Source organism: Plantactinospora endophytica (assembly GCF_016862915.1).
In the GTDB taxonomy this organism is placed as follows: Bacteria; Actinomycetota; Actinomycetes; order Mycobacteriales; family Micromonosporaceae; genus Plantactinospora; species Plantactinospora endophytica.
In genome coordinates this window covers 60,221-83,905 of the sequence record NZ_BONW01000029.1, presented here as the reverse complement: position 1 = coordinate 83,905, position 23,685 = coordinate 60,221, and the positions used below count along the sequence as shown (strand labels likewise).

Annotated in this window: 17 protein-coding genes and 1 pseudogene; 14 read left to right on the top strand and 4 right to left on the bottom strand. The window is 72.5% G+C overall.

What is annotated here, in order from left to right:
* Positions 1-220: 220 nt before the first annotated feature.
* Together Pen02_RS28515 and Pen02_RS28510 are read left to right on the top strand one after the other, a co-directional pair.
* Positions 221-1,042, top strand: a complete 822-nt coding sequence (locus Pen02_RS28515) for a DUF4230 domain-containing protein (RefSeq protein WP_203869216.1) — start codon at positions 221-223, stop codon at positions 1,040-1,042.
* Positions 1,043-1,103: 61 nt separating this feature from the next.
* On the top strand, positions 1,104-1,967 hold the full coding sequence (locus tag Pen02_RS28510; RefSeq protein WP_203869215.1) for a hypothetical protein: 864 nt from the start codon (positions 1,104-1,106) through the stop codon (positions 1,965-1,967).
* 29 nt (positions 1,968-1,996) lie between these two features.
* Here Pen02_RS28510 and Pen02_RS28505 read toward each other — a convergent pair whose 3' ends face one another.
* On the bottom strand, positions 1,997-2,203 hold the full coding sequence (locus Pen02_RS28505; RefSeq protein WP_203869214.1) for a PspC domain-containing protein: 207 nt from the start codon (positions 2,201-2,203) through the stop codon (positions 1,997-1,999).
* 281 nt (positions 2,204-2,484) lie between these two features.
* Between Pen02_RS28505 and Pen02_RS28500 the strand changes: the two genes are divergently transcribed.
* Positions 2,485-3,855: an L-serine ammonia-lyase gene (locus tag Pen02_RS28500; protein WP_203869221.1), complete on the top strand. Its 1,371-nt coding sequence runs from the start codon at positions 2,485-2,487 to the stop codon at positions 3,853-3,855.
* A gap of 36 nt (positions 3,856-3,891) precedes the next feature.
* Here the strand turns inward: Pen02_RS28500 and Pen02_RS28495 are convergent, their stop codons facing one another.
* Positions 3,892-4,542, bottom strand: a complete 651-nt coding sequence (locus tag Pen02_RS28495) for a TetR/AcrR family transcriptional regulator (protein ID WP_203869213.1) — start codon at positions 4,540-4,542, stop codon at positions 3,892-3,894.
* A gap of 296 nt (positions 4,543-4,838) precedes the next feature.
* Here Pen02_RS28495 and Pen02_RS28490 point away from each other — a divergent pair, with 296 nt between their 5' ends.
* From Pen02_RS28490 to Pen02_RS28470, 5 genes and pseudogenes are all read left to right on the top strand, one after another.
* Entirely contained in the window at positions 4,839-6,677 is a 1,839-nt protein-coding gene (locus Pen02_RS28490) for an SGNH/GDSL hydrolase family protein (protein ID WP_203869212.1), read from the top strand.
* Positions 6,678-6,960: 283 nt separating this feature from the next.
* Positions 6,961-7,788 carry an ABC transporter permease gene (locus Pen02_RS28485; protein WP_203869211.1) on the top strand — a complete coding sequence of 276 codons (828 nt, stop codon included), beginning with the start codon at positions 6,961-6,963 and terminating at the stop codon, positions 7,786-7,788.
* A gap of 11 nt (positions 7,789-7,799) precedes the next feature.
* Positions 7,800-8,534, top strand: a complete 735-nt coding sequence (locus Pen02_RS28480) for an ABC transporter ATP-binding protein (protein ID WP_372445686.1) — start codon at positions 7,800-7,802, stop codon at positions 8,532-8,534.
* Positions 8,531-10,567 (top strand): annotated as a pseudogene (locus Pen02_RS28475) (DUF5941 domain-containing protein); the annotation flags it as partial. The gene Pen02_RS28480 and the pseudogene Pen02_RS28475, both read left to right, overlap by 4 nt.
* Before the next feature lie 189 nt (positions 10,568-10,756).
* On the top strand, positions 10,757-13,021 hold the full coding sequence (locus tag Pen02_RS28470) for a bifunctional glycosyltransferase/CDP-glycerol:glycerophosphate glycerophosphotransferase (RefSeq protein WP_203869209.1): 2,265 nt from the start codon (positions 10,757-10,759) through the stop codon (positions 13,019-13,021).
* A 171-nt stretch (positions 13,022-13,192) separates the two neighbouring features.
* Here the strand turns inward: Pen02_RS28470 and Pen02_RS28465 are convergent, their stop codons facing one another.
* Positions 13,193-13,546: a winged helix-turn-helix transcriptional regulator gene (locus Pen02_RS28465; protein ID WP_203869208.1), complete on the bottom strand. Its 354-nt coding sequence runs from the start codon at positions 13,544-13,546 to the stop codon at positions 13,193-13,195.
* An 80-nt stretch (positions 13,547-13,626) separates the two neighbouring features.
* Here Pen02_RS28465 and Pen02_RS28460 point away from each other — a divergent pair, with 80 nt between their 5' ends.
* Positions 13,627-14,730: an NAD(P)/FAD-dependent oxidoreductase gene (locus Pen02_RS28460; RefSeq protein WP_203869207.1), complete on the top strand. Its 1,104-nt coding sequence runs from the start codon at positions 13,627-13,629 to the stop codon at positions 14,728-14,730.
* Between the two features lie 58 nt (positions 14,731-14,788).
* On the opposite strand, the gene Pen02_RS28455 is transcribed toward Pen02_RS28460, so the two are convergent.
* Positions 14,789-16,441 (bottom strand): glycosyltransferase family 2 protein, encoded by a 1,653-nt coding sequence (locus tag Pen02_RS28455; RefSeq protein WP_203869206.1) that lies wholly within the window; start codon positions 16,439-16,441, stop codon positions 14,789-14,791.
* Positions 16,442-16,596: 155 nt separating this feature from the next.
* Here Pen02_RS28455 and Pen02_RS42650 point away from each other — a divergent pair, with 155 nt between their 5' ends.
* The 5 genes from Pen02_RS42650 to Pen02_RS28430 all read left to right on the top strand — a co-directional run bounded on the left by Pen02_RS42650 (position 16,597) and on the right by Pen02_RS28430 (position 23,655).
* Positions 16,597-18,792, top strand: coding sequence for a glycosyltransferase family 2 protein (locus Pen02_RS42650; protein ID WP_203869205.1), 2,196 nt, complete (start codon positions 16,597-16,599; stop codon positions 18,790-18,792).
* 86 nt (positions 18,793-18,878) lie between these two features.
* Complete coding sequence (locus Pen02_RS28445; protein WP_203869204.1) at positions 18,879-20,198, top strand: ABC transporter ATP-binding protein; 1,320 nt, start codon at positions 18,879-18,881, stop codon at positions 20,196-20,198.
* A 64-nt stretch (positions 20,199-20,262) separates the two neighbouring features.
* Positions 20,263-21,384: a hypothetical protein gene (locus tag Pen02_RS28440; RefSeq protein ID WP_203869203.1), complete on the top strand. Its 1,122-nt coding sequence runs from the start codon at positions 20,263-20,265 to the stop codon at positions 21,382-21,384.
* Positions 21,385-21,433: 49 nt separating this feature from the next.
* On the top strand, positions 21,434-21,898 hold the full coding sequence (locus Pen02_RS28435; protein ID WP_203869202.1) for a DUF4442 domain-containing protein: 465 nt from the start codon (positions 21,434-21,436) through the stop codon (positions 21,896-21,898).
* 221 nt (positions 21,899-22,119) lie between these two features.
* Entirely contained in the window at positions 22,120-23,655 is a 1,536-nt protein-coding gene (locus Pen02_RS28430; protein ID WP_203869201.1) for a multicopper oxidase family protein, read from the top strand.
* Positions 23,656-23,685 lie beyond the last annotated feature (30 nt).

The following is a 23,685-nucleotide window of genomic DNA, read 5'->3' as shown; positions in this document are numbered from 1 at the left end:
CGTTGCGGAACAGCATCGCCACGGTGGTCGTGCCGACCCCGCCGACCCGGGGCGTCATCGCCCCGGCGGTGAGGCCGACCCGGGTTCTCCCCGGCTCGATGCCGCCCTGAGCTGGGCAAACGTGAGTCCTTGCCGGGCCGGTACGGCTCGACTCGCGGCTGTCGTACCGGGGCCGTACCGTTTTCCTCAGGTGCTCTTTCGACAAGGACGGTGAGGGCGGATGTCCCGAGAAGGCGATGTCAACCAGCCCACGCGTGAGTTCCCCGGCTACGCGAAGGGGCAGGCCAGCCCGCCCGGCCCGGCCGATCCCTGGGCCGACGGCGCGGACGACGGCACCCGGCCGTTCGACGGGGACGAGGCCCGGCCCGACCAGCCCGGACCGTTGCCGGCCGGCAGTGGCGGCGGGTGGGGGCGCGGTCTCTTCGTCCTGGTCGGCATCATCGGCGTGGTCGCCGTGCTGGTGCTCGGTGTGCAGGTCAGCGGGATCCTGCCGGAGTGGCGTAACCCGTTCGCCAAGGAGGAGACCGACCGCAGCCAGCCGCCGCTGCTGAAGTCGATCCAGGACCTCAGCCGCTACGTGGCGGCCGAGGGCAACTTCGAGGTCGTCGTCGACCTGGAGCGCAACCGCAAGTACGTGCCGGACTTCCTGCTCGGCGAGCGCACCCTGTTCGTCGGCGCCGGCACCGTCGACGCGTACGTCGACTTCGGAAAGATCGGCGAGGGCGCGGTCACCGAGTCGGCGGACCGCAAGTCGGTGGAGATCCGGCTGCCGGCCCCGCAGCTCGGTCAGGTCAACCTCGACCTCGACCGGAGCTACGTCTTCGCGGAGAACCGGGGCATCCTCAACCAGCTCGGCGAGGTGTTCGGCGGCGACCCCAACCGGCAGCGCGAGGTCTACCTCAAGGCCGAGCAGAAGATCGCCGACTCCGCCAAGAGCAGCGGGCTGGGCGAGCGGGCCCAGGAGAACACCCGCAAGATGCTGGAGCAGTTGCTCCGCTCGCTCGGCTACGAGAAGGTCACCATCACCTACGTCCAACCCTGACCGCCGGACGGGACCGCGCCGGCCCTGACCCTCGGGGCCGGCCGCGGACTATCCTCCGACAGTGGACCTGACCGCGCTGGCGGCACCATCCGCCGACGAGCCGCCACTGCTCTTCGAAGCCGCGATCTGGTCCATCCTGGTCATGGCGGTCGTCCTCGTCGCGAACCTGGTCGTCCACCTGCTGCGGCCCTGGTTCGGCCCCCTCGACCGGCTGGTGGAGGGGGCTCGCCAGGACATCTACCTCACCCACGTCCGAGGGCCGGCCGCGGCCGTCGTCGTCGCGGCCACCAGCGGGTACGGCATCAACGTCGTCACCGGGGAGAGTGCCTCGCTGCTGGCCTACCTCGGCCTGCTGATGGCGTTGCCGCTGCCGCTGGCGATCGTCACCTGGACCGGCGTCCGGGCGGTGCGGCAGGCCGACTTCGAACAGGTCTGGCCACCGGAGACGGTACCGGTCGACGACCGGGTGAAGGTCCGCTACGTGCTGCGCCGGGTACGCGCCGAGGCGGAGCGGCTCGACCGGCTGCCGCCCGGGGACCTGGACCGGCTCGGGAAGGTACTGACCGGACTGTCCGACGAAACCGTTCCGGCGCTGTACGCCCGACGTGACCGTACGCTGCGGCGATGGCTGCGCGACCACCTCGTCGTCGCCGTCGGGCTCGCGGTGTGGAGCGGGTCGACCCTGATCGCGGTCGGGGTCGCGGTGGTGACCGGGTTCGACGGGCCGCCGGGGCGGACCTTCGCCGTCGTCGCCGCTTTCGCGGTCGTCGTCCTCGGTATCCAGGCCGGGCTGCTGACCGTGCTGCGCCGGCAGAGCCGTCACCGGTGCGCCCTGCTGGCCGACGAGGTCGCGCGGACCGCCGCCGGCATCCGCCGACGCATCACGGAACAGCGACTGGGCCTGGCACCCGGCCAGTCCACCTGACCGGCCGGGCCGGCCCCGGGCTGGTCGGGTCAGTGGGCGTTGGCGAGGTAGCGGTCCTCGTTCGGCATGATGATCCAGAGCGCCAGGTAGATCACCACCTGCGTACCCGGCAGCAGCAGCGAGAGAATGAAGAGCAGCCGCATCATCCCGGCGGACATGCCGAAACGGCGGGCCAGGCCGGCGCAGACGCCGGCGATCATGCGGTTCTCCCGGGGGCGGACCAGTCTGCGACTCATTGTCGTCTTCTCCTCACTCGACGCCGGAAGCCGGTCACCTCGTCGGCTTCCACGGCGGCTGATTCCACGGTAGGAACGCGGGTTCCCGCCGCCCTCGGTCCGGAGGCGGATTCGGACACGCCGTACCCGTAGGTGTGTACCCGGGCGGGTCGGTGGGCGAACATCGCTCGCCCGAGGTCCGGGTAGGCTCGCGCATCGGCAGGTCAGGGGCGATGCTGGGGAAGAACCAGCAGGTCACAGGGCGGCGATCCGGCAACGACGCCGGCGTGGAAGGGATGTCGATGATCAGCGCTTTCGACCTGTTCACGGTCGGGATCGGGCCGTCCAGCTCACACACCGTCGGCCCGATGCGGGCCGCCCGTACGTTCGCGGCCGGGCTCAAGGCCGACGGGCTGCTCGCCGGCACCGCCCGGGTACGCGCCGAACTCTTCGGCTCGCTCGGCGCCACCGGCCACGGGCACGGCAGCGGACCGGCCGTACTGCTGGGGCTGCTCGGGGAGGCGCCGGAGACGGTCGACCCGGACGGGGTCGCCGAGACCGTCGCCGGGATCCGGGCGAGCGGCCGGTTGAACCTGCTCGGCGCGCACGACGTCGACTTCGACGCCGACCGGGATCTGGTGCTGCACCGCCGCCGGTCGCTGCCGTTCCATCCGAACGGGATGACCTTCGCCGCGTACGACCCGGCGGGTGAACCGCTGCGGACCCGGACCTACTACTCGGTGGGCGGCGGGTTCGTGGTCGACGAGACCGCGACCGGCGCGGACCGGATCAAGCCGGACAGCACCCGGGTCCGGTATCCGTTCAGCACCGGCGCCGAGTTGCTGACACTGACCACCGAGACCGGGCTGCCGATCAGCGGGATCATGCTGGCCAACGAGCGGTCCTGGCGCAGCGAGGCGGAGGTCCGGGCCGGGCTGCTGGAGATCTGGCGGGTGATGCGGGAGTGCGTCGACCGGGGCAGCCGGCGGGACGGCACGCTGCCGGGCGGGCTGCGGGTCCGGCGCCGCGCCGCCGAACTGCGCCGGGGTCTGGAGGCGGATCCGGGTTCGACCGACCCGCTGCGGGTGATGGACTGGGTGACGCTCTTCGCGCTCGCGGTCAACGAGGAGAACGCGGCCGGCGGTCGGGTGGTGACCGCCCCGACGAACGGCGCGGCCGGGATCATCCCGGCGGTGCTGCACTACTACACCCGGTTCGTACCGGGGGCGTCCGAGGACGGGGTGGTGCGGTTCCTGCTCGCCGCCGCCGCGATCGGTGTGCTGTTCAAGGAGAACGCCTCGATCTCCGGCGCCGAGGTCGGCTGTCAGGGCGAGGTCGGGTCGGCCTGCTCGATGGCGGCGGCCGGGCTGGCCGAGGCGTTGGGCGGTACGCCGGCCCAGGTGGAGAACGCCGCCGAGATCGGCATGGAGCACAACCTGGGGCTGACCTGCGATCCGGTCGGCGGTCTGGTGCAGATTCCGTGCATCGAGCGGAACGCGGTGGCCAGCGTCAAGGCGATCACGGCCGCCCGGCTGGCGCTGCGCGGCGACGGGGAGCACACGGTCTCGCTGGACAAGGTGATCAAGACGATGCGGGAGACCGGCGCCGACATGAAGGTCAAGTACAAGGAGACCGCCCGGGGTGGGCTCGCGGTCAACGTCATCGAGTGCTGAGCCCGGCCCACCGGCGGGCGCGGCCGGCCCGGGGCGCTACGGGATGCGGAGCCGGATCGGCGCGGCCTGGTCGGCGGCGGTCGGTGCCGGGTCGGTCTCGGTGAGGCCGTAGAGCTGGTAGAGCCGGGTACGGACGGCGTCCAGCGGATAGCTGTCGGTGTAGACCGCGAGCTTGAACAGCACCCCCTCCATCATGCTGCGCCAGAGCACCTCCTCGACGGCCGGATCGGCGGCGCCCCGGTCGGCGAAGATCTCCCGGAGTGAGTTCTCGAAGGCGGTCGCCTCGGCGGCCCGGCTCCGCTCCACCCGGGCGTACGTCGTGCGGGTGCTGGGCTGGACCATCAGGCAGAGCATCAACCGCTGCTCGGCCAGGCGTTCCCGGGCAGTGGTCAGCACCCGGTCGATGACGGTACGCAGCCGCTGGTCGGGGCCGGCCGCCGGATCGAGCCCGTCGAGCAGGGTGAAGACGCTGCTCAGCCACTGGTCCAGGATCGCGGCGAGCAGTTCCTCCTTGGTCCGGAAGTAGTACGAGACCAGTCCCCGGGACACCTGGGCCCGCTCGGTGACCTGGGAGATCGTCGCGCTCTCGTACCCGTGCTCGGCGAAGACCTCCAGCGCCGCGGCCAGGATCCGTTCCCGGGATCGCGCCCGAAGCTCCTGGTTGAGCCGCTCTGAGCGCGGCGACACGGAACCCCTCCCACCTCGGGCCGGCGATGAAGCCACCACCCTAGCCCGTGCCCGACGGCCCGGCCGGCCGGTGCGTCCGGAGTCGAGGCCACCGGCCCCGCCGAAAATCCGGGCCATGGTCGAGCAGGGCGCGGCGCGGAACCCACCGGTACCCACCCGCAGGTCTCCGGACCGTTGCACGAGCTGATGTCAATCGATTGACACCACCGCGTCCGGACCCGAACACTCTTTTCCATTGACTGGCCGTACGTCCAGTGAAACAACCCCCGTTTCCCCGCGAAGACAGGAGTAGATCGATGCTGCTCGTCTCCGAGGCGCGGCACCGTGCCGTGACCTCCCGACTGCTGGTGGCGGTACTCGTCGCCAGTGGTCTCGGTGTGCTGGGCGCCGCCCCGCCCGTCTCGGCCGCCCCGCCGACGGTCCCCGGCTGCGGCGGTGCCGGCTCCACCGTGCTGCCCGCCGCCACGCCCCGGATCACCAGCGTCGTCGGGGACAGCTTCTCCTCCGGCGAGGGCACCGGTGCCTACGAGCCCGGCGAGGGCTACTCGACGTTCTGGCGGCACCGCTCGCCGTACGCCCCCGGCGCGTTGGCCTGGCTCTACCTGGAGACCAGCAACCGGCAGTTGGCGCCCTCGATCTCGGTGATCGACGGGCAGATCGACACCGAGTGGGGCCCGGACCGGCTCGCCTTCCTCGCCTCGTCCGGGGCGCAGACCAAGCATCTCGTGCTGCCACAGGTCGACCCGGACACCGGCCGGCCGCGCAACCAGCCGCAGGCCGACGGCATCCGGCAGGACTCAAACGTGGTGATCTACGGCTTCGGCGGCAACGACGCGCACTACGCCGACATCCTGGAGGTGGCGCTCGCCTCCTACATCAAGGCCGCCGCGACGGCGCTGCTCAGCGGCAACCTGATCAGGCCCTGGACCAACCGGCAGGCGGCGGACGTACGCGGTGCGATCGCCCGGGAGACGGCCAACCTGCCCCAGGTGCAGCAGCAGGTCTACGGCTCGCTGGCCACCACCCACGCCTCGGCTCCGGACGCGATGATCGTGGTCACCCTCTATCCGGTCGGGGTCAAGCCGAGCGGCAACCCGCAGACCCCGTTCCTCGGCGGCCCGGCCCTGGACGCCATGCACGGGTACGCGGTCGCGCTGAACAACACGATCCGGGCGGCGGTGAACCAGTACAACACCAACCACCCGAACCAGCCGAAGATCGAGATTTTCGACCCGAACACCGCCGGGTCGGGCGGCGCCAGCGTCGTCGCCGGGCACGAGGCGGGGCAGCCGGACAGCTACTTCAACCCGTGGCTGGCCGACTTCGGGCTGCTGGCCGGGGGCGAGAAGCTGCACGCGTTCCAGGAGAGCCACCACCCGAACCGGGCCGGCTCGGTCGCCCTCGGCAAGGCCATGGCGAGCTGGCTCCAGGCGAAGTGCCCGGGGCTGTGGCCGAAGGCGCCGACCTTCCACCAGGTGGTCACCAAGCCGCAGCCGGGCCGGTCGGCCCCGACACCGGACCAGATGCACGCGGCCTTCTTCGAGACGATGGACGACGCCTGCGACAACAACTACAGCCGCTGGGCCTGCCGTCGCTGGTCCGGCGGTGGCGGCGGCGGGCCGGTGCCGCCGGGGATCGCGTACCCGCCGCCGGACAGCTCGCTCTTCGAACTCTGGCTCGGCATGTGGGTCGCGGAGAGTTCGATCACCGGCAGCAGCGATCCGACCACCACCGGCACCGGTGACGCGAGTACTCCCGGCGGCAACAACCCGGTCACCCCGGTCACCCCGTGCTGCGGCCGGAGCGTCTACTTCTACCAGGACGACAACGGCGACTGGATGATGGTCGAGTACGGCGGCGACCTGACCGGCAACCGCTACACGCTGCTGCCGAAGAACAGCGTCGGCGGCGGTTCGATGACCTACCGGCCGCCGCAGCAGTACTCCTGGATGCCCGGGGCGTACGGGGTCGACTGGGAGGGCAACTTCGACAACCCGTACGGCTACGGACCCTCGGAGATCTACCAGTACTACGACAACAACAACGAGGGCAGTGGCGGCAGCGGCCCGCTGCTCTGCGACAACATCTGGGACCCCTGCACGTCCGTCTTCCACCAGAAGGAGTCGCTGGCCTGACAACGAGTCGCTTGGCCCGACCCGGACACGGGGGATGTTCCGGCACCGGGGCCGGGTCGGCGCCGACGGGGCCATCCGCACCACGCGGGTGGCCCCGGTCCGCGTACCGGTCGGTGTACGGCGGGCGTCGCGGAGGTGGCGGGCGAACGGCCGTCGGGTAGCGTTGGCGCGATACCGGGGCGAGGATTGGTAGCCCGGTCAATCCTTATTTGAGGCGATTTTCCCGACTGATACCCTATGTCGGGCCCGAGCGGTCGGACCAGTACGAGCCCGGGAGGCGGCTGTGACGTCTGGCGTGGCGGCGGTGTGGTCGCACCGCAACACGCTCCGGCTGCTCGTCCGGCGCGACCTCGCGGTGAAATACCAGCAGTCGGTGCTGGGCTATCTCTGGTCGCTGATCGAGCCGCTCGGCATGGGCGTCATCTACTTCTTCGTCTTCGGCGTGCTCTACCGGTCGGCCACCGACCGGCACCTCGGGGACGCCGCCGAGTCGTACCCGCTCTTCCTGATCACCGGCATCTTCGCCTGGATGTGGACCAGTTCGGCGATCGGCGAGGCGACCGCCGCGCTCACCGGGCAGGCCCGGTTGATCACCACGATGAACCTGCCCCGCGAGGTCTTCCCGATCGGCCGGGTGGCCGGCCGGTTCGCCGAGTACCTCGCCGGGCTGCCGATCCTGGTCGGCGTGGCGATCGTCTACGCCTCACTCGACAAGATCGAGTTCGGGGTGTCGCTGCTGGCGCTGCCGCTGGCGATCCTGATCCAGGCGACCCTGCTGATCGGGATCGCCCTGCTGCTCTCCTCGCTCAACGTGCTGATGCGGGACATCGAGCGGCTGATGCGGCTGGTCACCCGGGTGCTCTTCTACGCCACCCCGATCATCTACCCGCTGACCCTGGTCCGGGACTCCTCGCTGCCGGACTGGGTCAAGATCGTGTACGAGCTGAACCCGCTGGTCGGGATCTTCCAGCTCCACCACGCGGTCTGGTACCCGGACGAGTTCCCCGACGCCCGACTGCTCGGCGTGGCGGTCGGCGGCAGCCTGCTCGTGCTGCTCGCCGGCTGGTGGGTGTTCCGCCGGCTCGAACCCGCCGTACTCAAGGAGCTGTAGTGGGCGGGGCGATGATCGAGGCGGAGAACCTGGGCATCCGGTTCGTCCGCAACCGGCGGCGCAACCTGCGGCTGCGGGAGATGTTCATCCACCGGGGCAACCGGCAGCCCGCCGCCGGGGTCTTCTGGCCGCTGCGCGGCGTCTCGTTCTCGGTCGCCCCCGGCGACACCGTCGGGATCATCGGCCGCAACGGCACCGGCAAGAGCACCCTGCTCCGGCTGATCGCCGGGGTGCTGATCCCGGACGAGGGCCGGATCCGGGTGGGCGGGGCGGTCGCACCGCTGCTGGAACTCTCGGCCGGCTTCTCCAACGACCTGACCGGGCGGGAGAACGTCCACCTGGTCGGCTCGCTGCACGGGCTCAGCGCGAGCTTCCTGCGCCGGCACTTCGACGAGATCATCGAGTTCTCCGGCGAGCAGATCGCCAAGGCCATCGACACCCCGGTCCGGCACTACTCGTCCGGGATGAAGGTGCGGCTGGGCTTCTCGGTGATCGCCCAGCTCCAGCATCCGGTGCTGCTGATGGACGAGGTGACGGCGGTCGGCGACGCCGACTTCCGGAAGAAGTGCTACGACACCATCGACCGGCTGATCGCCGAGGGACGTACCGTCATGCTGGTCTCGCACAACGAAAACGATCTCACCCGGTTCTGTAGCCGGGGACTCTACTTCGACGGAGGACGATTGCGGGTGGACGGCACCATACGCGAGGCACTTGACGCATACCACGACGTGGTCAGGCCGTGATGCTGGCGATCCTGCTCACCCCCACCCGGCCGGGCGCGCCGCTGACCCGCGCCGACGGCGTCCCGCTGGCCGCCGTACTCCGCGAGCAGTTGCGCGCGACCGGCGCCCGCGACGTCGTACTCACCGACGACCCGGGGGAGGTCGCCGTGCTGGCCGGCACCGCCCGGGAGCCGGTACTGCTCTGCTCCGGCGACCTGGTCGCGCACACCGCCGTACTCCGGCACCTGGCCACCAGCCCGATGCCCGGGACGGTCGCCCTGGTGCTGCCCGAGCCGGGCGCCGGCCCGGTCGGCGTGGTCGAGGACCGCAACCAGGTGGTCGCGGCCGGCCCCGTCGGGACGCTCACCGTCGCGCCGACCGGCGCCTCCGGCGGAGCGGTACGCGTCAGCGTGGCCGACCTGCCCGCCCTGGTCACCGCCGCCCGGGCCGCCGCCGACACGCCCGCCGGTGGCCCCGCCGACCCGATCCCGCTGCTGGACCGCCTGCTCGCCGCACTGACCAGCCCCGACCCGACCACCGCGCCCGGCAGCCCGACCACCGGGTCCGGCATCACGATCTTCGCCCACCGGGTACGCCTGCTCGTCGCCCGTCGGGTCGCCGACCCGGCCGCGCTGGCCGCCGCCGAGGCCGAGGTGGCGGCGGTCGACTCCGACCGGGCCGAGTTGCGGCTCTCGGTGAAGGAGAAGGACGACTTCTTCACCACCTACTTCGTCAGCACCTGGTCCCCGTGGGTGACCAAGGTCTGCGCCCGGCTCCGGCTCACCCCGACCGGGGTCACCGCGATCTCGGTCGCCTTCGCGCTGGCGGCGGCGGTGCTCTTCGCCGTCGGCGGCCGGCCGGCCCTGGTCGGCGGCGCGATCCTGCTCTACCTCGGCTTCATGCTGGACTGTGTCGACGGGCAGTTGGCCCGGTACACCCGGCACTTCAGCCCGTGGGGCGGCTGGCTCGACACCATCGCCGACCGGGCCAAGGAATACCTGGTCTACGCCGGCCTCGGCATCGGGGTCGAGCGGGCCGGCGGCCCCGGCTGGGCACTGGCGATCGCGGCGATCACCCTGCAAACCGTCCGGCACATGACCGACACCTGGTACGGCGCCCTGCACGACGAGGCGGCCAAGCGCCCCAAGCCGGCCGGGCAGCCGGCTGCCGGTGGACTCGGCGACCGGCTCAGCCAGGCGTCGAACCGGGTACAGGCCGACACCGGCTCGTTCACGTACTGGGCGAAGCGGACCGTGGTCTTCCCGATCGGCGAGCGCTGGGCGCTGATCGCGCTGACCGTGGCGATCTTCAACCCGCTGGTCAGCCTGGTCGCCGTACTGGTCTGGGGCGGGTTGGCGGCGCTGTACACGCTGGCGCTGCGTACCCTGCGGGCCCGGTCGATGCGGGTGGCGGTGCTGACCGGCGTCGACACCTCGCTGCACCGCGACGACGGGCCGGTGGTCCGCTGGCTCACCGCCCTCGGCCGGGGTGCCGGGCTGCCCGGCCCGCTCCCGCTCGCCCTGCTCGGGGCGGTGGCCGGGGTGGCCCTGCTCGGTGCCGGGCTGGCCGGGATCGGCACCGGCCCGGCCCGCTGGCTGGTACCGCTGGCGGTGCTGGTGGTGCTCGTCGCCGGGCTGCCGGCCGCGACCCCGCACGGCGGCGCGCTGGACTGGCTGGTGCCGGCCGCGCTGCGGGCCGCCGAATACCTGACGGTGATCGGGGCCGGGCTGCTGGTCGACGCGGACGGCGCGGTGATCTTCGCACTGCTCTTCGTACTGGCACTGCGGCACTACGACCTCACCGCCCGGCTGGAGAAGCGGGAGAACGCGCCCCTGTGGCACGCGCTCGGCCTGGGCTGGGACGGCCGGCTGATCCTGCTCGCCGTCGCCGTCCTCGCCGGCCCGGGGATCGGCCGGCTGGCGCTGCTGGTGCTCACCGGCTACCTATCGGCGATTTTCGTTGTGAACGCGGTCCGTGGCTGGGTACCCAGGGACATTCCGGCGCCCCGGCAGCCGGCCGACGACGCCGTCGGGGCCGGTGGCCGGCCCGCCGCCCGCGAGACGTTCGCCGGCGCCGGGGTCCGGGAGGGCCACGCCGCGACCCCCGGCGGACCGGACCGGGCGGCCGGGACGGCGGAGCGGCCGGAGCGGGACGGATGACGCCGCTGGTGGGGTGACCGGACACCCCGTCGGCGGCGCGACGGGGAAGGGACGGATGACGCTGCCAGCGGGGACGCGGCGCCGATGGCGCTGATCAGTTTCGTCGTACCGGTCTACCGGGTGCAGGGCTACCTGCGGGAGTGCCTCGACTCGATCCTGGGCCAGCCGGTGACCGACGTCGAGGTGCTGGTGGTCGACGACTGTTCGCCGGACAGTTGCGGCGAGATCATCGCCGAGTACGCCGACCGGGACGACCGGATCCGGGTGGTGACCCTGGACCGGAACGTCGGCTTGGGCGAGGCCCGCAACACCGGCCTCGCCCTGGCCACCGGCGAGTACGTCTGGTTCCTGGACAGCGACGACTGGCTGGTCGACGGCTGCCTCGCGGCGGTTGCCGAGCGGCTGCGCCGGGTCGAGCCGGAGGTGCTGGTCGTCGACCACGTACGGGCGTACTGGGACGACCGGGTGCTGGCCAGCGGCCTGGACCGGACGATGCCGGACACCGGCGACGAGGTGTTCGGGGTCCGGGACCGGCCGGAGGTGTTCGAGATACTGCACACCGCCTGGAACAAGGTGGTGCGCCGTGAGTTCCTGCTCGACGCCGGCCTGCGCTTCGGTCCCGGCTGGTACGAGGACGTGTCGTTCAGCTATCCGGTGCTGCTCGCCGCCTGCCGGATCAGCGTGCTGGACGTGGTCTGCGTCAACTACCGGCAGCGGCGGTCCGGCGCCATCACCCGGACCCGGGACGACCGGCACTTCGAGGTGTTCCCGCACTGGCACCAGGTCTTCGCGCTGATGGCCCGCTGGGGACCGGAGTACGACGACCTCCGGCCGCTGATCTTCGAGCGGATGGTCTGGCACTACCTGATCGTGCTCGGCAACGGGCGGCGGCTCTCTCCGGAACTGCGCCGGACCTTCTTCGCCCGGGTGGCGGCGGACTACCGGCGCTGGCTGCCGCCGGGCGGGTACCGGCTGCCGGGTGGGATCGACGGGCTGAAGCACCGGCTGGTGGCCGGCGGCCACTGGCGGACGTACGCGGTGCTGCGGGCACTGCACCACTCCCGCCGAGGTGGTGCCCGGCGGTTGGCCCGGGGTGCGCTGCCGTTGCCCGGTCCGGCGTCGGCGGCAACCCGGCTGCCCGGCCCGGCGTACCTGGCCCGGCTGCCGGCGCCGGTGGCCCGGGTCGCCGGGGTGGCTCGGGAGGGGCTGCTCCGGGCGTACTACCAGGCGCAGTTGCGCCGCCCGCTGGATCCGACCCTGGCCCTGTACGCCGCGTACTGGTATCGGGGCTACGCCTGCAACCCGGCGGCGGTGCACCGCAAAGCCGCCGAACTGGCCCCGGAGGTCCGGGGCGTCTGGGTGGTACGCCGGGACCTGGTGTCGAGTCTGCCGCCCGGGGTGCCGTACGTGGTGGCCGGCAGCCGGTCGTACTTCCGGGCGCTGGCCCGGGCGTCGTGGCTGGTCAACAACGTGAACTTCCCCGACTACGTGGTGAAGCGGCCCGGCGCGGTGCACGTGCAGACCCACCACGGCACCCCGGTCAAGGTGATGGGGCTGGACCAGCAGCGCTATCCGCGCGGCGCGGCCGGGCTGGACTTTCCCGGCCTGCTGCGCCGGATCGACCGCTGGGACTACAGCGTCACCGCGAACACGTTCTCCACGCAGATGTGGGAGCGGGCCTATCCGGCGGAGTACCGGACCCTGGAGGTCGGCTACCCGCGCAACGACCGGCTGGTGGACGCCGGGCCCGCCGAGGTCGAGGCCGTCCGGCGCGGGCTCGGCATCGGCCCGGACGAGCGGGTGCTGTTGTACGCGCCGACGCACCGGGAGCACCGGCCGGGGTACTCGCCGCCGTTCGACCCGCAGGCGGTGATCGAGGTACTCGGTCCAGCCGGCCGGCTGCTGGTCCGGGGCCACTACCTCGACCCGGAGGCCCGGCCCGGCGACGCCCCTGCTCCGTCCTCGGCTTCGGACGGGTCGGACCGGGTGCTGGACGTGACCGACCATCCCTCGGTGGAGGATCTCTACCTCGCCGCCGACGTGCTGGTCACCGACTATTCGTCGGCGATGTTCGACTACGCCACCCTGGACCGCCCGATCGTGGTCTACGCCCCGGACTGGGCCGAGTACCGGCAGGAGCGCGGGGTGTACCTGGACGTGCTGGCCGAGGCGCCGGGGGTGGCGGTGACGGACTTCGCCGAGCTGCTGGCGTCGCTCCGCTCCGGTGCCGCCGAGGGGCCGGCCGCGAGCCGGGCCAGGGCGGGCTTCCGGCAGCGCTTCTGCGCCTTGGACGACGGCCGGGCGGCCGAGCGGGTGGTCCGACGCGTCTTCCTCGGCGAGCCCGACTGAGCGCGCCGACAGCGGCCGAGCGCGCCGCCGGCCGACCCGGCTGAGTGCGCCGACAGCGGACCGAGCGCGTCGACCGACGCCCGCCGCTACGACAACGGCGCCTTCTTCGACAAGTCGGCAGAGCGCGGCTGAGTGCCCGACGCCGACGCGACGCGGGCCGGGGGCGGCGGGCTAGGAGTCCTCTTCGGCGGGCAGGTGTTCGGCGGCCCAGCGGGCGATCTGCTCCAGGGCCGGCATCAGCGCCTGGCCCCGGTCGGTCAGCCGGTAGGAGACGGCGATCGGCGGCCCCTCCTGGACGGTCCGGACGATCAGCCCGTTTTCGGTCAGCTCGGCCAACCGGTCGGAGAGTACCGAGTCGCTGACCTTGCCGACGGCCCGGGAGATCTCCCGGAATCCGGCCGGGCCGGATCGCAGGGTGCCCAGCACGCTGGCCGTCCAGCGCTTGCCGAGCACCGTGAAGGCCCGGGTCAGCGCGGCGTCCGCGGGCGCGCACCGCTCCGAGCGGTGCACCTCGGGCGTCGGCATGCCGGAATACTATCGCTTCCGATGGCGCTAGCATTTCCGAAGTGGCTAGCCCTGGCCGTGCTACTACTTCGAGGAGAGTAATGAGCGAGCGGATCAGCCCACGGCCGAGCGTGGTCGTCGTGGGCGGCGGATATGGCGGGATCAACGCGGCGAAGGCGCTCGACGACGTCGCCGAGGTGACCCTGGTCGACCCGACCGAGGCGTTCACGCACAACGTGGCGGCCTGGCGGGCGCTGGTCGAGCCGGAGTGGCTGGACCGGATCTTCTTCCCGTACGACCGGCTGCTGAAGCGCGGGCGCTTCGTCCGGGACCGGGTGGTGGCAGCCGACGGCCGGGAGGTCACCCTCGGCTCCGGCGAGCGGCTCACCCCGGACTACCTGGTGTTGGCGACCGGATCGTCGTACCCGTTCCCGGCCAAGGTGGACGAGCCGGACCTGGCCACCGCCCGGGACCGGGTACGGGCGGCGCACGACGCGCTGCGCGGCGCCGAGCGGGTACTCCTGGTCGGCGCCGGCCCGTCCGGGCTGGAACTGGCCGGCGAGATCAAGGCGTTCTTCCCGGAGAAGCACGTGACCGTCGCCGACGCCGGGCCCGACATCCTGCCCGGCCCGTACGCGCCGGAGCTGCGCGAGGAGCTGCGCCGCCAGCTCGACAAGCTCGGCGTCGAACTCCGGCTCGGCAGCCCGCTGGACCTGCCTGCCGCCGAGCCGGCCACCCGGGCGGCGATCTCGGTCCGCACCGGCGACGGCGAGGAGCTGACCGCCGACGTCTGGTACCGCTGCTTCGGGGTCAGCCCGGCCACCGGCTACCTGCGCGGGGCGCTCGCCCAGGCCCGCGACGAGCGCGGCTACCTCCGGGTCGACCGGCAGTTGCGGGTCGACGGCCAGGACCGGGTCTACGCGCTCGGCGACATGGCCGACGCCGACCTGAACATGGCCGGCCGGGCGAGCATGCAGGGACAGCTCATCGCGGCCAACATCCGCGCGCTGATCACCGGGGAGGCCGAACCCGCCGACTACCAGCCGATGCCGCCGGTGATCATCGTCCCGCTCGGTCCCGAGGGCGGCGCCGGGCAGATGCCGGACGGCATCAAGGGCCCGGAGGCGGCGGCCGGGATCAAGGGCCGGAGCATGCTGGTCGAGATGTACGCGGCGCTCTTCGACGCCGATCCCACCAGCAACTGAACACTCGTACACACGTTCTATCCACAGCCTGTGGATAGAACGTGTGTACGACGGAAGCTCAGTCGACCGGTCCGGCCGGACGGCGTACCCGCTGCCGGACCCGGTCGGCGGCGAGCCCGGCGTACCGGCCGGCGACGAAGCGGGTGGCCGAGGCGAGGGAGCGGATCCCGCCGACCGGGATCGTCTCGACTCCGGCCAGGGCGGCCCGTCGAGCCCGCTTGTCCGGCCGGACCACCAGCCGGGGCCGGGGCGACACCCACCGGTTCTCCGGCAGCAGCCGCAGGTCGACCACTCCGAAGTCGTCGCCGCTCACCCAGCGCTTGCCGGCCACCTCGGCAACCACCTCGTCCAGCGGCTCGGCGGGACGGCGTACCCGCAACGCGCGGCTGAGCGCGGCGGTACGCCACAGCGACAGCCCGTCCTCCGGTGCCGTCGCCCCGACCGGCAGCAGCCGGACCAGGCCCACCCGCCACTGGTCGGCGACCGCCACCAGCCGGCGTACGGTGTCGGCGTCCACCCCGAGGTGCGGCCCGATCTCCAGCAGGTACGGCGCGGGGTACGCCGTCACCGGCGCCTGCCGCGCCAACTCCACCCGGGGCTCGGACCGGTACGTCGCGGCGAGCAGCCGTCGGTCCAGTACCGGGTCGACAAGCACGGACCGCCGCTCCTCGGTGAGCTCGGCCCAGTCCGCCACCAACACCACCCGCAGGTCGGTCTGGTCGCCGGCCAGCAGCCGGTCCACACAGGTGCGGACCATCTCGTACGGCCCGTCGGCCCGGACCACCGCCACGACCAGCGGTACGGCCCAGCTCCGCTGCGCGGCGGAGCGCAGGTAGCGCGGCTGCGGCATCAGGTCGGCCAGGTACGGGCGGTTGTACCGGCGCAGCGCCTCGCCCCGGGTCATCATGTGCGACGGCCCGAGGTGCCAGCTCCGGGCCAGCGGCTCGGGCACGAACACCGCACCCGCCTGGGCCAGCCGGTAGCCGAACTCGGTGTCCTCGCCGAGCCGCAGTTCCGGGTTGAGCCCGCCGGTCTCCTGGTAGAGGCTTCGGGACAGGGCGGCGGTGGCGCCGACGTGTGCCCGGAAGTTCAGGTGGTCGCCGCCGCGCAACTGGTCGGTGTCGTCGATGAGCCGTTCGACGTACTCGTGCGGCTCGGTCTCGTCGAGCCGGAAGAGCCGGTCGGCGGTGCCGGCCGCGCAGCTCTCGGCGACCTGCTCGGCGGTGGGCCAGTCGGCGTCGACGAAGCGCTTGTAGCCGAGCGTGACCACCTCGTCGCTGACGTGCAGCCAGCGGGCCTGCGCCGCCACGTGTTCCGGGAAGACGAGCATGTCCGCGTCGAGCCAGTGCAGGATCTCGCCCTCGCTCTGCTCCGCGCCGACGTGCAGCGCGGCGGACCGGCCCCAGCCGGCGAAGTGGTCGGCGACCCGGACCAGCCGGCAGTTGTCGGGCCGGATCCGGGGCAGCGTGATCGGCGGGTCGCTGCCGTCGTCGACCACCACCACCTCCAACAACCCCGACGGGTACGTCTGGGCGCGCAGCGCGGCCAGGGTGAGGTCGAGGGAGGGTTGGCAGTCGTGGGCCGGGACGACCAGCGAGACGGACCGGCTCGGCTGCCAGCCGTCCAGCTCGGGTGGGCGGAGTCGGCTCCAGTCGTTGCGGAACAACCGGACCGGGGAGGCGGGCACGGTGGCCCGGGTGCGGCTGGACACGCGGCACAGTGTAACGATCCAGTTGCGCAGAGCTGATAACCGCACGCCGCGTGGCGGATGTCGGTCGAAATCGGTCGGACCGTCGACTACTGTAAGTGCCCTCATGATAGCGCCGCGTAGGTCGGCGTACGTCACCGGCCGACGAAGGGATCGGCGTGTCAGGCAGGGATGACCCGGAGAAGTACCTCCGCTGGCGGGTCGCCGTCGGCGACCTCACCGGCCGGCGACGGTGGCCACTGGCGATGCTCGGCTCCCGGCTGACCGAGCTTCCGGAGTTCCCCACGCCGGCCCGGATACCGGCACAGGGCGGGTCGGAGCCGGCACCGGACACCGGCTGGTCGGCACCGGACCCCGGCTGCTCGCCACCGGAGACCGGGTGGGCAGCCGAGGCCGGGTGGGCAGCGGATACCGGCTGGTCGGAGGAGAGCGGGCGGTCGGCAGCGGACGGGACCGCCGGGCCGGAGTGGTCGTCCGGAGTGGAGCCGCCGCCCGGAGCCGACCGGGCCGGGCCGGCGTGGCACCGGATCTTCGTCGGCCGGATGGCCGTCGCCGCCCGGTCGGTGACCTGGCTGCGGCACCTGCTCGACCATCCCGTCACGCTGGCCCGGGTACGCCGGGTCACCGTCGTCGTGCAGGACTGGGAGATCCCGCAGCGGGGCTGGTCCGGCCGGCTGGGCCCGGTGCCGCACCTGCTCGCCCAGCGGGTCGTACTGCCCCGGCACGACCGGGGCCGGGTGGTGGTCGAGCTGGAGTTGCGCTGGTCGGTACCGCTCCGATCGGTGCTGGTGGCCGTGCTGCCGCTGCTCACCCCGATCCGTCCACTGCCGAGTCCGGGCAGCCCGGAGGTGACCGCCCAGGACGTCTTCCCCGGCTGGCTGGGGGCGGGACCACAGCTCGCGGTCGTCGCCGGGGAGTTGCCGGACAGCTCGGCCGTACGGCCGTACGACCTGGTGCTGCGGGCGGACGACCGGGCGCCGCAGGTGACGGGCGACGGGTCCGGGGCGATGGCGTACCGCAGCCGGTTGACCGTCGACCGGCTGGGTGTGCCGGACACCGACGGCGACGGCCGGACCGGGCCGGTACTGCTCGACGCCGAACACGCGGTACCCGTCGGCCGGTACGGGCCGTTCGGGCCGGACGCGCCCCGGGCGGAGCTGACCTTCGCCCCCGGCCCCGACGGCGGAAGTTGGCGGATCCGGGGACCGGCCGGACTGGACTGCCGGGGTCGGCTCGACCGGCCGTGGCTGCCCGAACGGACCTGGTCGGCACTTGCCGAGGTCGGAGTGCTCGACTGCCGCTCGGTACCCGGCTGGCGACCACGGGCCGAAGCCGCCCTGCTGCTGCACCTGGTGCTGGCCGGCGTACTGGTGCACGCCCCCGGCCTGCCGCCGTCCTGCCGGGCCCAGTTGGCCGACGAGGTGGTCGCCCTGCTCTGCGCCCCGCTGCCCGACCGCCCCGCCGGCCGCCCCGACCCGCAGACCGACCTGGACTGGGAGGCCCGGGCGGTACGCCAGCGCCGGGCGGTACTCCGCCGGCACGCCCGGGGCTTCGCCCTGCCCCGGCTGGCGGCGGCCACCTTTCCCGGGCTCGGCGCGCTGCCGTCGGTCTCGGCGCTGCTGGTGACCCGGCGGCTGGAGCACGTCGTCGACGCGGTCCGGATCGTCGCGGCGCAGACCTATCCCGAGTTGGAGATCGTGCTCTGCCTGCACGGTGTGCGCCTGCCGGCCGGGCTGCGTCGGTGGCTGGCCGACTGCGGTCGGCCGCTGGAGATCGTCGAGGTGCCGGCCCGGCAGAGTTTCGGCGAGGCGATGGTCGCGGCCACCGCCCGGGCCCGGGGCACCCTGGTCACCAAGTTCGACGACGACGACACGTACGGGCCGGAGCACGTCTGGGACCTGGTCCTGGCCCGGCACCACTCCGGCGCGACCCTGGTCGGCAAGGCGGCCGAGTTCGTCTATCTCGGCGCGCTGGACACCACGGTCCGGCGGGACGCGGGGGCGCCGGAGAGTTTCGCCCAGGTCGTCGCCGGGGGCACGATCCTGGTCGGCCGGGGTGATCTGGCCGACGTCGGCGGCTGGCGCCCGGTGCCCCGGTCGGTCGACCGGGGGCTGCTCGACCGGGTACGCCGGGCCGGTGGGCTGGTCTACCGGACCCATCCGCTTGGCTACGTCTACCAGCGCCGGCCGGCCGGGCACACCTGGGACCCCGGGCTGGAGTACTTCCTCCGGGACGGCGGCGCGCAGTGGGCCGGGCTGCCCCGGCACGCCGAGTTCGGCACGGCCGTCCGCGCGGGTGGAACTTTCACCAACGCGGATCGAATCGAGTCTGGTAACCGTCATGTCACAACGTGAACATGGCACGTTTACCCGATGGGCTTCTCCGATGATCCTCGTCACAGTCATTCCGGGGCCGGCCAAAACGCTGCGGGGAGGTGACGGTGACCACCGTCGCGCTCAAAGACGTCACGAAGGTATTCCCGGATGGGACGGTGGCGGTCGACAACGTCAGTCTCGACGTCAACGACGGCGAGTTCATGGTGTTGCTCGGGCCTTCGGGCTGCGGAAAGTCCACCGTGCTCCGGATGGTCGCCGGCCTGGAGGACCCGACCACCGGCGCGGTGATGCTCGACGGCGAACTGGCGAACGACCTGCCGCCGCGGGAACGCGGAATTGCCATGGTCTTCCAGGATTTTGCGCTGTATCCGCATATGTCGGTCGGGGCGAACATCGCCTTCCCGCTGCGGCTCTCCGGCGTCGAGGAGGGCCCGCGCGGTGAGCGGGTCGCCGACGTGGCGAGCGCGCTCGGCATCGGCGACGTGCTCGGCCGCAAGCCCAGCCAACTCTCCGGCGGGCAGCGCCAGCGGGTCGCGATGGGTCGGGCCATCGTCCGGCGTCCCGGCCTGTTCCTGATGGACGAGCCGCTGTCCAACCTGGACAGCGGACTCCGGGCGGAGTTGCGCGCGGAGATCTCCGGGCTGGTCCGCGAGCTGGGGGTCAGCACGATCTACGTCACCCACGACCAGGCCGAGGCGCTGACCATGGCCGACCGGGTGGCGATCATGCGCAAGGGCGTCCTCCAGGACGTCGGGACCCCGACCCAGGTGTACGGCCGGCCGGCCACCCTCTACGTCGCCGCGTTCCTGGGCAGCCCCCGGATGAACCTGCTGGAGGCGACCGTCTACGTGCACCTCGACCGGTACGTCACGCTCAACCTCGGCGAGCAGGCGCTCTATCTGCCCTGGGACGACATCCGGGCGCGGGCGGTGGCGCACTACCACGGCGAGCGGATCGTGGTCGGGATGCGGGCCGAGGCGCTGACCCCGGTGGCCCCGGACTCCCCGGGCGACGTCTTGCAGGGGCGCATCCGCTACCTGGAGCACCACGGGCACGAGTCGCTGGCGTTCCTCGACGTCGGGGCGACCGCGATCGTCGTCGACGACCTGGGCGGGCCGGTGACCGAGGAGCGGCCGACCGGGGCCGGCCGGGGGCTGCGGCGGCTCGGCCAGGTGATGCAGCGGCTGACCGGGCGTACCGGCGGGCCGGACCAGTCGAGCCTGGACGTCCGGAGTCCCCGGGGTTCCCGGACCAGCGTGCTGAACGATCCGGGCCGGCACCACCGCCGCCCGGCCGAACTCGCGGTACGGCTGGCGCCGTACCCGGCGGTCACCGCCGGCCACCCGATGGCCGTCTCGGTACGCATGGACGCCCTGCACTTCTTCGACGAGCGCGGCGACCGGATCGACGTGGGGTGGCGCTGAGCGCCCCACGTCCTCTAGCGTCAGTCGATTCACATCCGTGGTGGTCCTGTTAGGAGAGTCGCTCGTGTCCCAGGAAAGACCCGGCCTGCTCGTGATCGAGCGGATTCTCCGCGACCGGCAGAGCATCTGGCAGCAGATCGTCGAGGAGCGCGACCTCAACTCGCTCACCGGCCACATGCTGGCCAGCTCGGCGATCGCGCTGGCCTGTTACGGCGCCGTGCTCGGTGCCTTCCACAGCTTCCTGATGGCGCTGACCTCGGCGGTGAAGCTGCCGCTGCTGTTCCTGGTCACGCTGGCCATCTGCCTGCCGACGCTCTACCTGTTCAACCTGGTCTTCGGGGCGCGGCTGTCGGTACGGCAGGCCATCTCGATGGTGATGGTCGCGATCACGGTCACCTCGATGCTGGCCGTGGCGTTCGCGCCGATCAGCCTGTTCTTCCTGATCACCGCGCCGGACTACGCCTTCTTCAAGCTGCTCAACGTGGCGATCCTGACCCTGTCGGCGCTGGTCGGACTGCGCTTCCTGACCGGCGGCATGCAGGTGCTCAACGCGCACGGACTGCTCGCCCCGACCCCGGTCGCCGCCGGCCAGCCGGCCCTGGCGACGGTCGCCGGCCAGCCGGCGGTGGCCGTACCGGTCCACGGCAACGGCCGGGCGGCGCCCGCGCAGGTGGCGACGCCGCAGCCGGTGCCGGTCGCGGTCGGCGCGGTGAACGGCGAGACCCCGGTCGCGGCGACCGCCCCGCCGACCACCGTCAACGGCGACGGCCCGACGCCGGCCGCCCCGACCCCCGTCACCCCGCCGGCACCGGTCGAGGCGGCGGCTCCGGCACCTGCGCAGGCGGCTCCGGCTCTCGTACCGGCGGCTCCGGCTCCGGTGCAGATGGTGCCGGCCCAGGTTCAGCCGGTGCCGGGGCAGTTCGCGCCGCAGTACGCCGGCTACCGCCCGGTGGGTCCGTACTCGACCGGGCACCCGGGTGCGCCGCACTCCCCGTCGAGCGGTCAGCGCCCGGCCAGCATGACGCTGCTCTACATCTGGATCCTGCTGTTCGGGTTCGTCGGTACCCAGTTGGCCTGGACGCTGCGGCCGTTCTTCGGCAGCCCGCACCAGCCGTTCGCGTTCTTCCGCAGCATCGACGGCAACTTCTACGCCGAGATCCTGCGGAGCCTGGGCGACCTCTTCTGAGGTAGTACGGGCCTTGCCGACGGAAGTTACCAGCAAGTAGCGTACGGCCATGGCTCCCGACGTACGGCAGATCGCCGTTGGACTGCTCCAGGCCGTGCCGTTCGCCCGGACCCTCGGGTTCGAACTCGTCGAGGTGACGCCGGACGGCGCCGACGGAATGCGGGCCGTCGTCCGGCTGCCCGACTCGCCGCCGACGCACAACCACGTCGGCGGCCCGCACGCCGGAGCGCTGTTCACGCTCGGCGAGACCGCCTCCGGTGCGGTGGTGCTGGCCGCGTTCGGGCAGCTCTTCGAGCGTGCGGTACCGCTGGCCACCGGGGCGGAGATCCGCTACCGGCGGCTGGCGATGGGCGCGGTACGCGCGACCGCCCGGCTGGGTCGGCCGGCCGCCGAGGTGCTGGCCGAGTTCGAGGCCGGAGACCGCCCGGAGTTCCCGGTGTCGGTCGAGATCGGCACCGAGGACGGTGCGCCGACCACCGAGATGACGGTGCACTGGACGCTCAAGCCGAGGTAACCCGGCCACACCCGCAAGCCGAGGTAACCCGGCCACCCGGTCCGAAGCGTCCTCGCCGACGGGTACGCCGGCTGGTCGAACAGCGGTGGCTCGGTGGGCGGTCCCCGGAGGGTGCGTCCGGGTCTCCCTGAACCTCCCCTGAGTTCCGTCGTCCGGCATGGACGCGGCTCCCATATGAAGTCAGGCTACATGTAGTGACCTGACTTATGGGAGGTGTCGGAATGGCCGGCGGGGGATCACGACGGTGGCTCGCGGTGCTGCTCGGAGTCTGCTCGGTGCTGCTGCTGCTCTGCGGGGTCGGCACGGCGGTGGGCACCTGGGTCTGGACCAGCAACGCCGTGGACACCAGCGGGAAGGTGGACTTCGTCAACCGGCTCGCCGTACCGCCGCTGGCGCAGTCGCGGATCGACGACCGTGGCCGCCGCGTCTTCGACCTGCGGGCCCAGCCCGGCCGGCGTGACTTCGGCCAGGGCGGGCCGACCGACACCTGGGGCTTCAACGGCGACTACCTCGGCCCGACGCTGCGGGCCAACCGCGGTGAGCAGGTGGTGGTCAACGTGGTCAACGGGATCGGCGAGCCGACCAGCGTGCACTGGCACGGCATGCACCTGCCGGCGGCGATGGACGGCGGCCCGCACCAGATGGTCCGGCCCGGCGCGACCTGGTCGCCGCACTGGACCGTCGACCAGCCCGCTGCCACGCTCTGGTACCACCCGCACCCGCACGGCCGGACCGCCGAGCACGTCTACCGGGGCATGGCCGGAATGTTCCTGCTGGACGACGAGCCGTCGGCCGGACTGCCGCTGCCCCGCCGGTACGGCGTCGACGACATCCCGGTGATCGTGCAGGACCGCAAGTTCGAGTCGGACGGGCGGCTCGACACGGACCAGGGCGGAATCGGCGGTACCGGCATCCTCGGCGACACGCTGCTGGTCAACGGGACCGTCGGACCGTATCTCGACGTCAGCACCGAACGGGTCCGGCTGCGGCTGCTCAACGGCTCGAACGCCCGGACGTACGACTTCGGGTTCGCCGACGACCGCACCTTCGCCCTCGTCGGCACCGACGGCGGGCTGCTGGAACGCCCGCACCGGACCGGGCGGATCCGGCTCTCGCCGGGCGAGCGCGCCGAGATCGTGGTGACGGTGCGGCCGGCCGAGCGGGCGGTGCTGCGTAGCTATCCGCCGAACCAGGGTCTCGAATTCCTCGGCGGCCGGTTCACCGGCGGCGACGACACCTTCGACGTCCTCGAACTGCGGGCCGGCAACCGGCTCGCGCCGTCACCGGAGGTGCCGGACCGGCTGACACCGGTCGAGCGGCTCGACCCGGCCACGGCCACCGAGACCCGGCGGTTCCGGCTCAACGGACGCGAGATCAACGGTCGGAAGATGGACCTGGACCGGATCGACTTCGCGGTCACCCGGGGCGCCACCGAAATCTGGGAGATCGAGAAGCAGGACGCCACGCCGCACAGTTTCCACGTGCACGACGTGCAGTTCCAGGTGCTCTCGGTGGACGGTCGCCAACCGCCGCCGGAGCTTCGGGGCTGGAAGGACACCATCCTCGTCACCGGCGGCGAGGAGATCCGGATCATCGCCCGGTTCGCCGACCACGCCGACCCGAACATGCCGTACATGTTCCACTGCCACCTGCTCCTACACGAGGACCAGGGGATGATGGGGCAGTTCGTGGTGGTCGAGCCGGGCCAGCGGGCGGGCCGGCCACCGAGCGGGCACGGGCACGCCGAGCACCGGTGAGCCGCGGGGCTTCCCCGGCGGCGACGGTCG

What these genes read in the sequence shown, in the direction of transcription:
- Pen02_RS28515 (WP_203869216.1), top strand. Translation starts at nt 221, where the DNA reads ATGTCCCGAGAAGGCGATGTCAACCAGCCCACGCGTGAGTTCCCCGGC.
- Pen02_RS28505 (WP_203869214.1), bottom strand. Translation starts at nt 2,203, where the DNA reads ATGAGTCGCAGACTGGTCCGCCCCCGGGAGAACCGCATGATCGCCGGC.
- Pen02_RS28500 (WP_203869221.1), top strand. Translation starts at nt 2,485, where the DNA reads ATGATCAGCGCTTTCGACCTGTTCACGGTCGGGATCGGGCCGTCCAGC.
- Pen02_RS28490 (WP_203869212.1), top strand. Translation starts at nt 4,839, where the DNA reads ATGCTGCTCGTCTCCGAGGCGCGGCACCGTGCCGTGACCTCCCGACTG.
- Pen02_RS28480 (WP_372445686.1), top strand. Translation starts at nt 7,800, where the DNA reads ATGATCGAGGCGGAGAACCTGGGCATCCGGTTCGTCCGCAACCGGCGG.
- Pen02_RS28470 (WP_203869209.1), top strand. Translation starts at nt 10,757, where the DNA reads ATGGCGCTGATCAGTTTCGTCGTACCGGTCTACCGGGTGCAGGGCTAC.
- Pen02_RS28465 (WP_203869208.1), bottom strand. Translation starts at nt 13,546, where the DNA reads ATGCCGACGCCCGAGGTGCACCGCTCGGAGCGGTGCGCGCCCGCGGAC.
- Pen02_RS28460 (WP_203869207.1), top strand. Translation starts at nt 13,627, where the DNA reads ATGAGCGAGCGGATCAGCCCACGGCCGAGCGTGGTCGTCGTGGGCGGC.
- Pen02_RS28435 (WP_203869202.1), top strand. Translation starts at nt 21,434, where the DNA reads ATGGCTCCCGACGTACGGCAGATCGCCGTTGGACTGCTCCAGGCCGTG.
- Pen02_RS28430 (WP_203869201.1), top strand. Translation starts at nt 22,120, where the DNA reads ATGGCCGGCGGGGGATCACGACGGTGGCTCGCGGTGCTGCTCGGAGTC.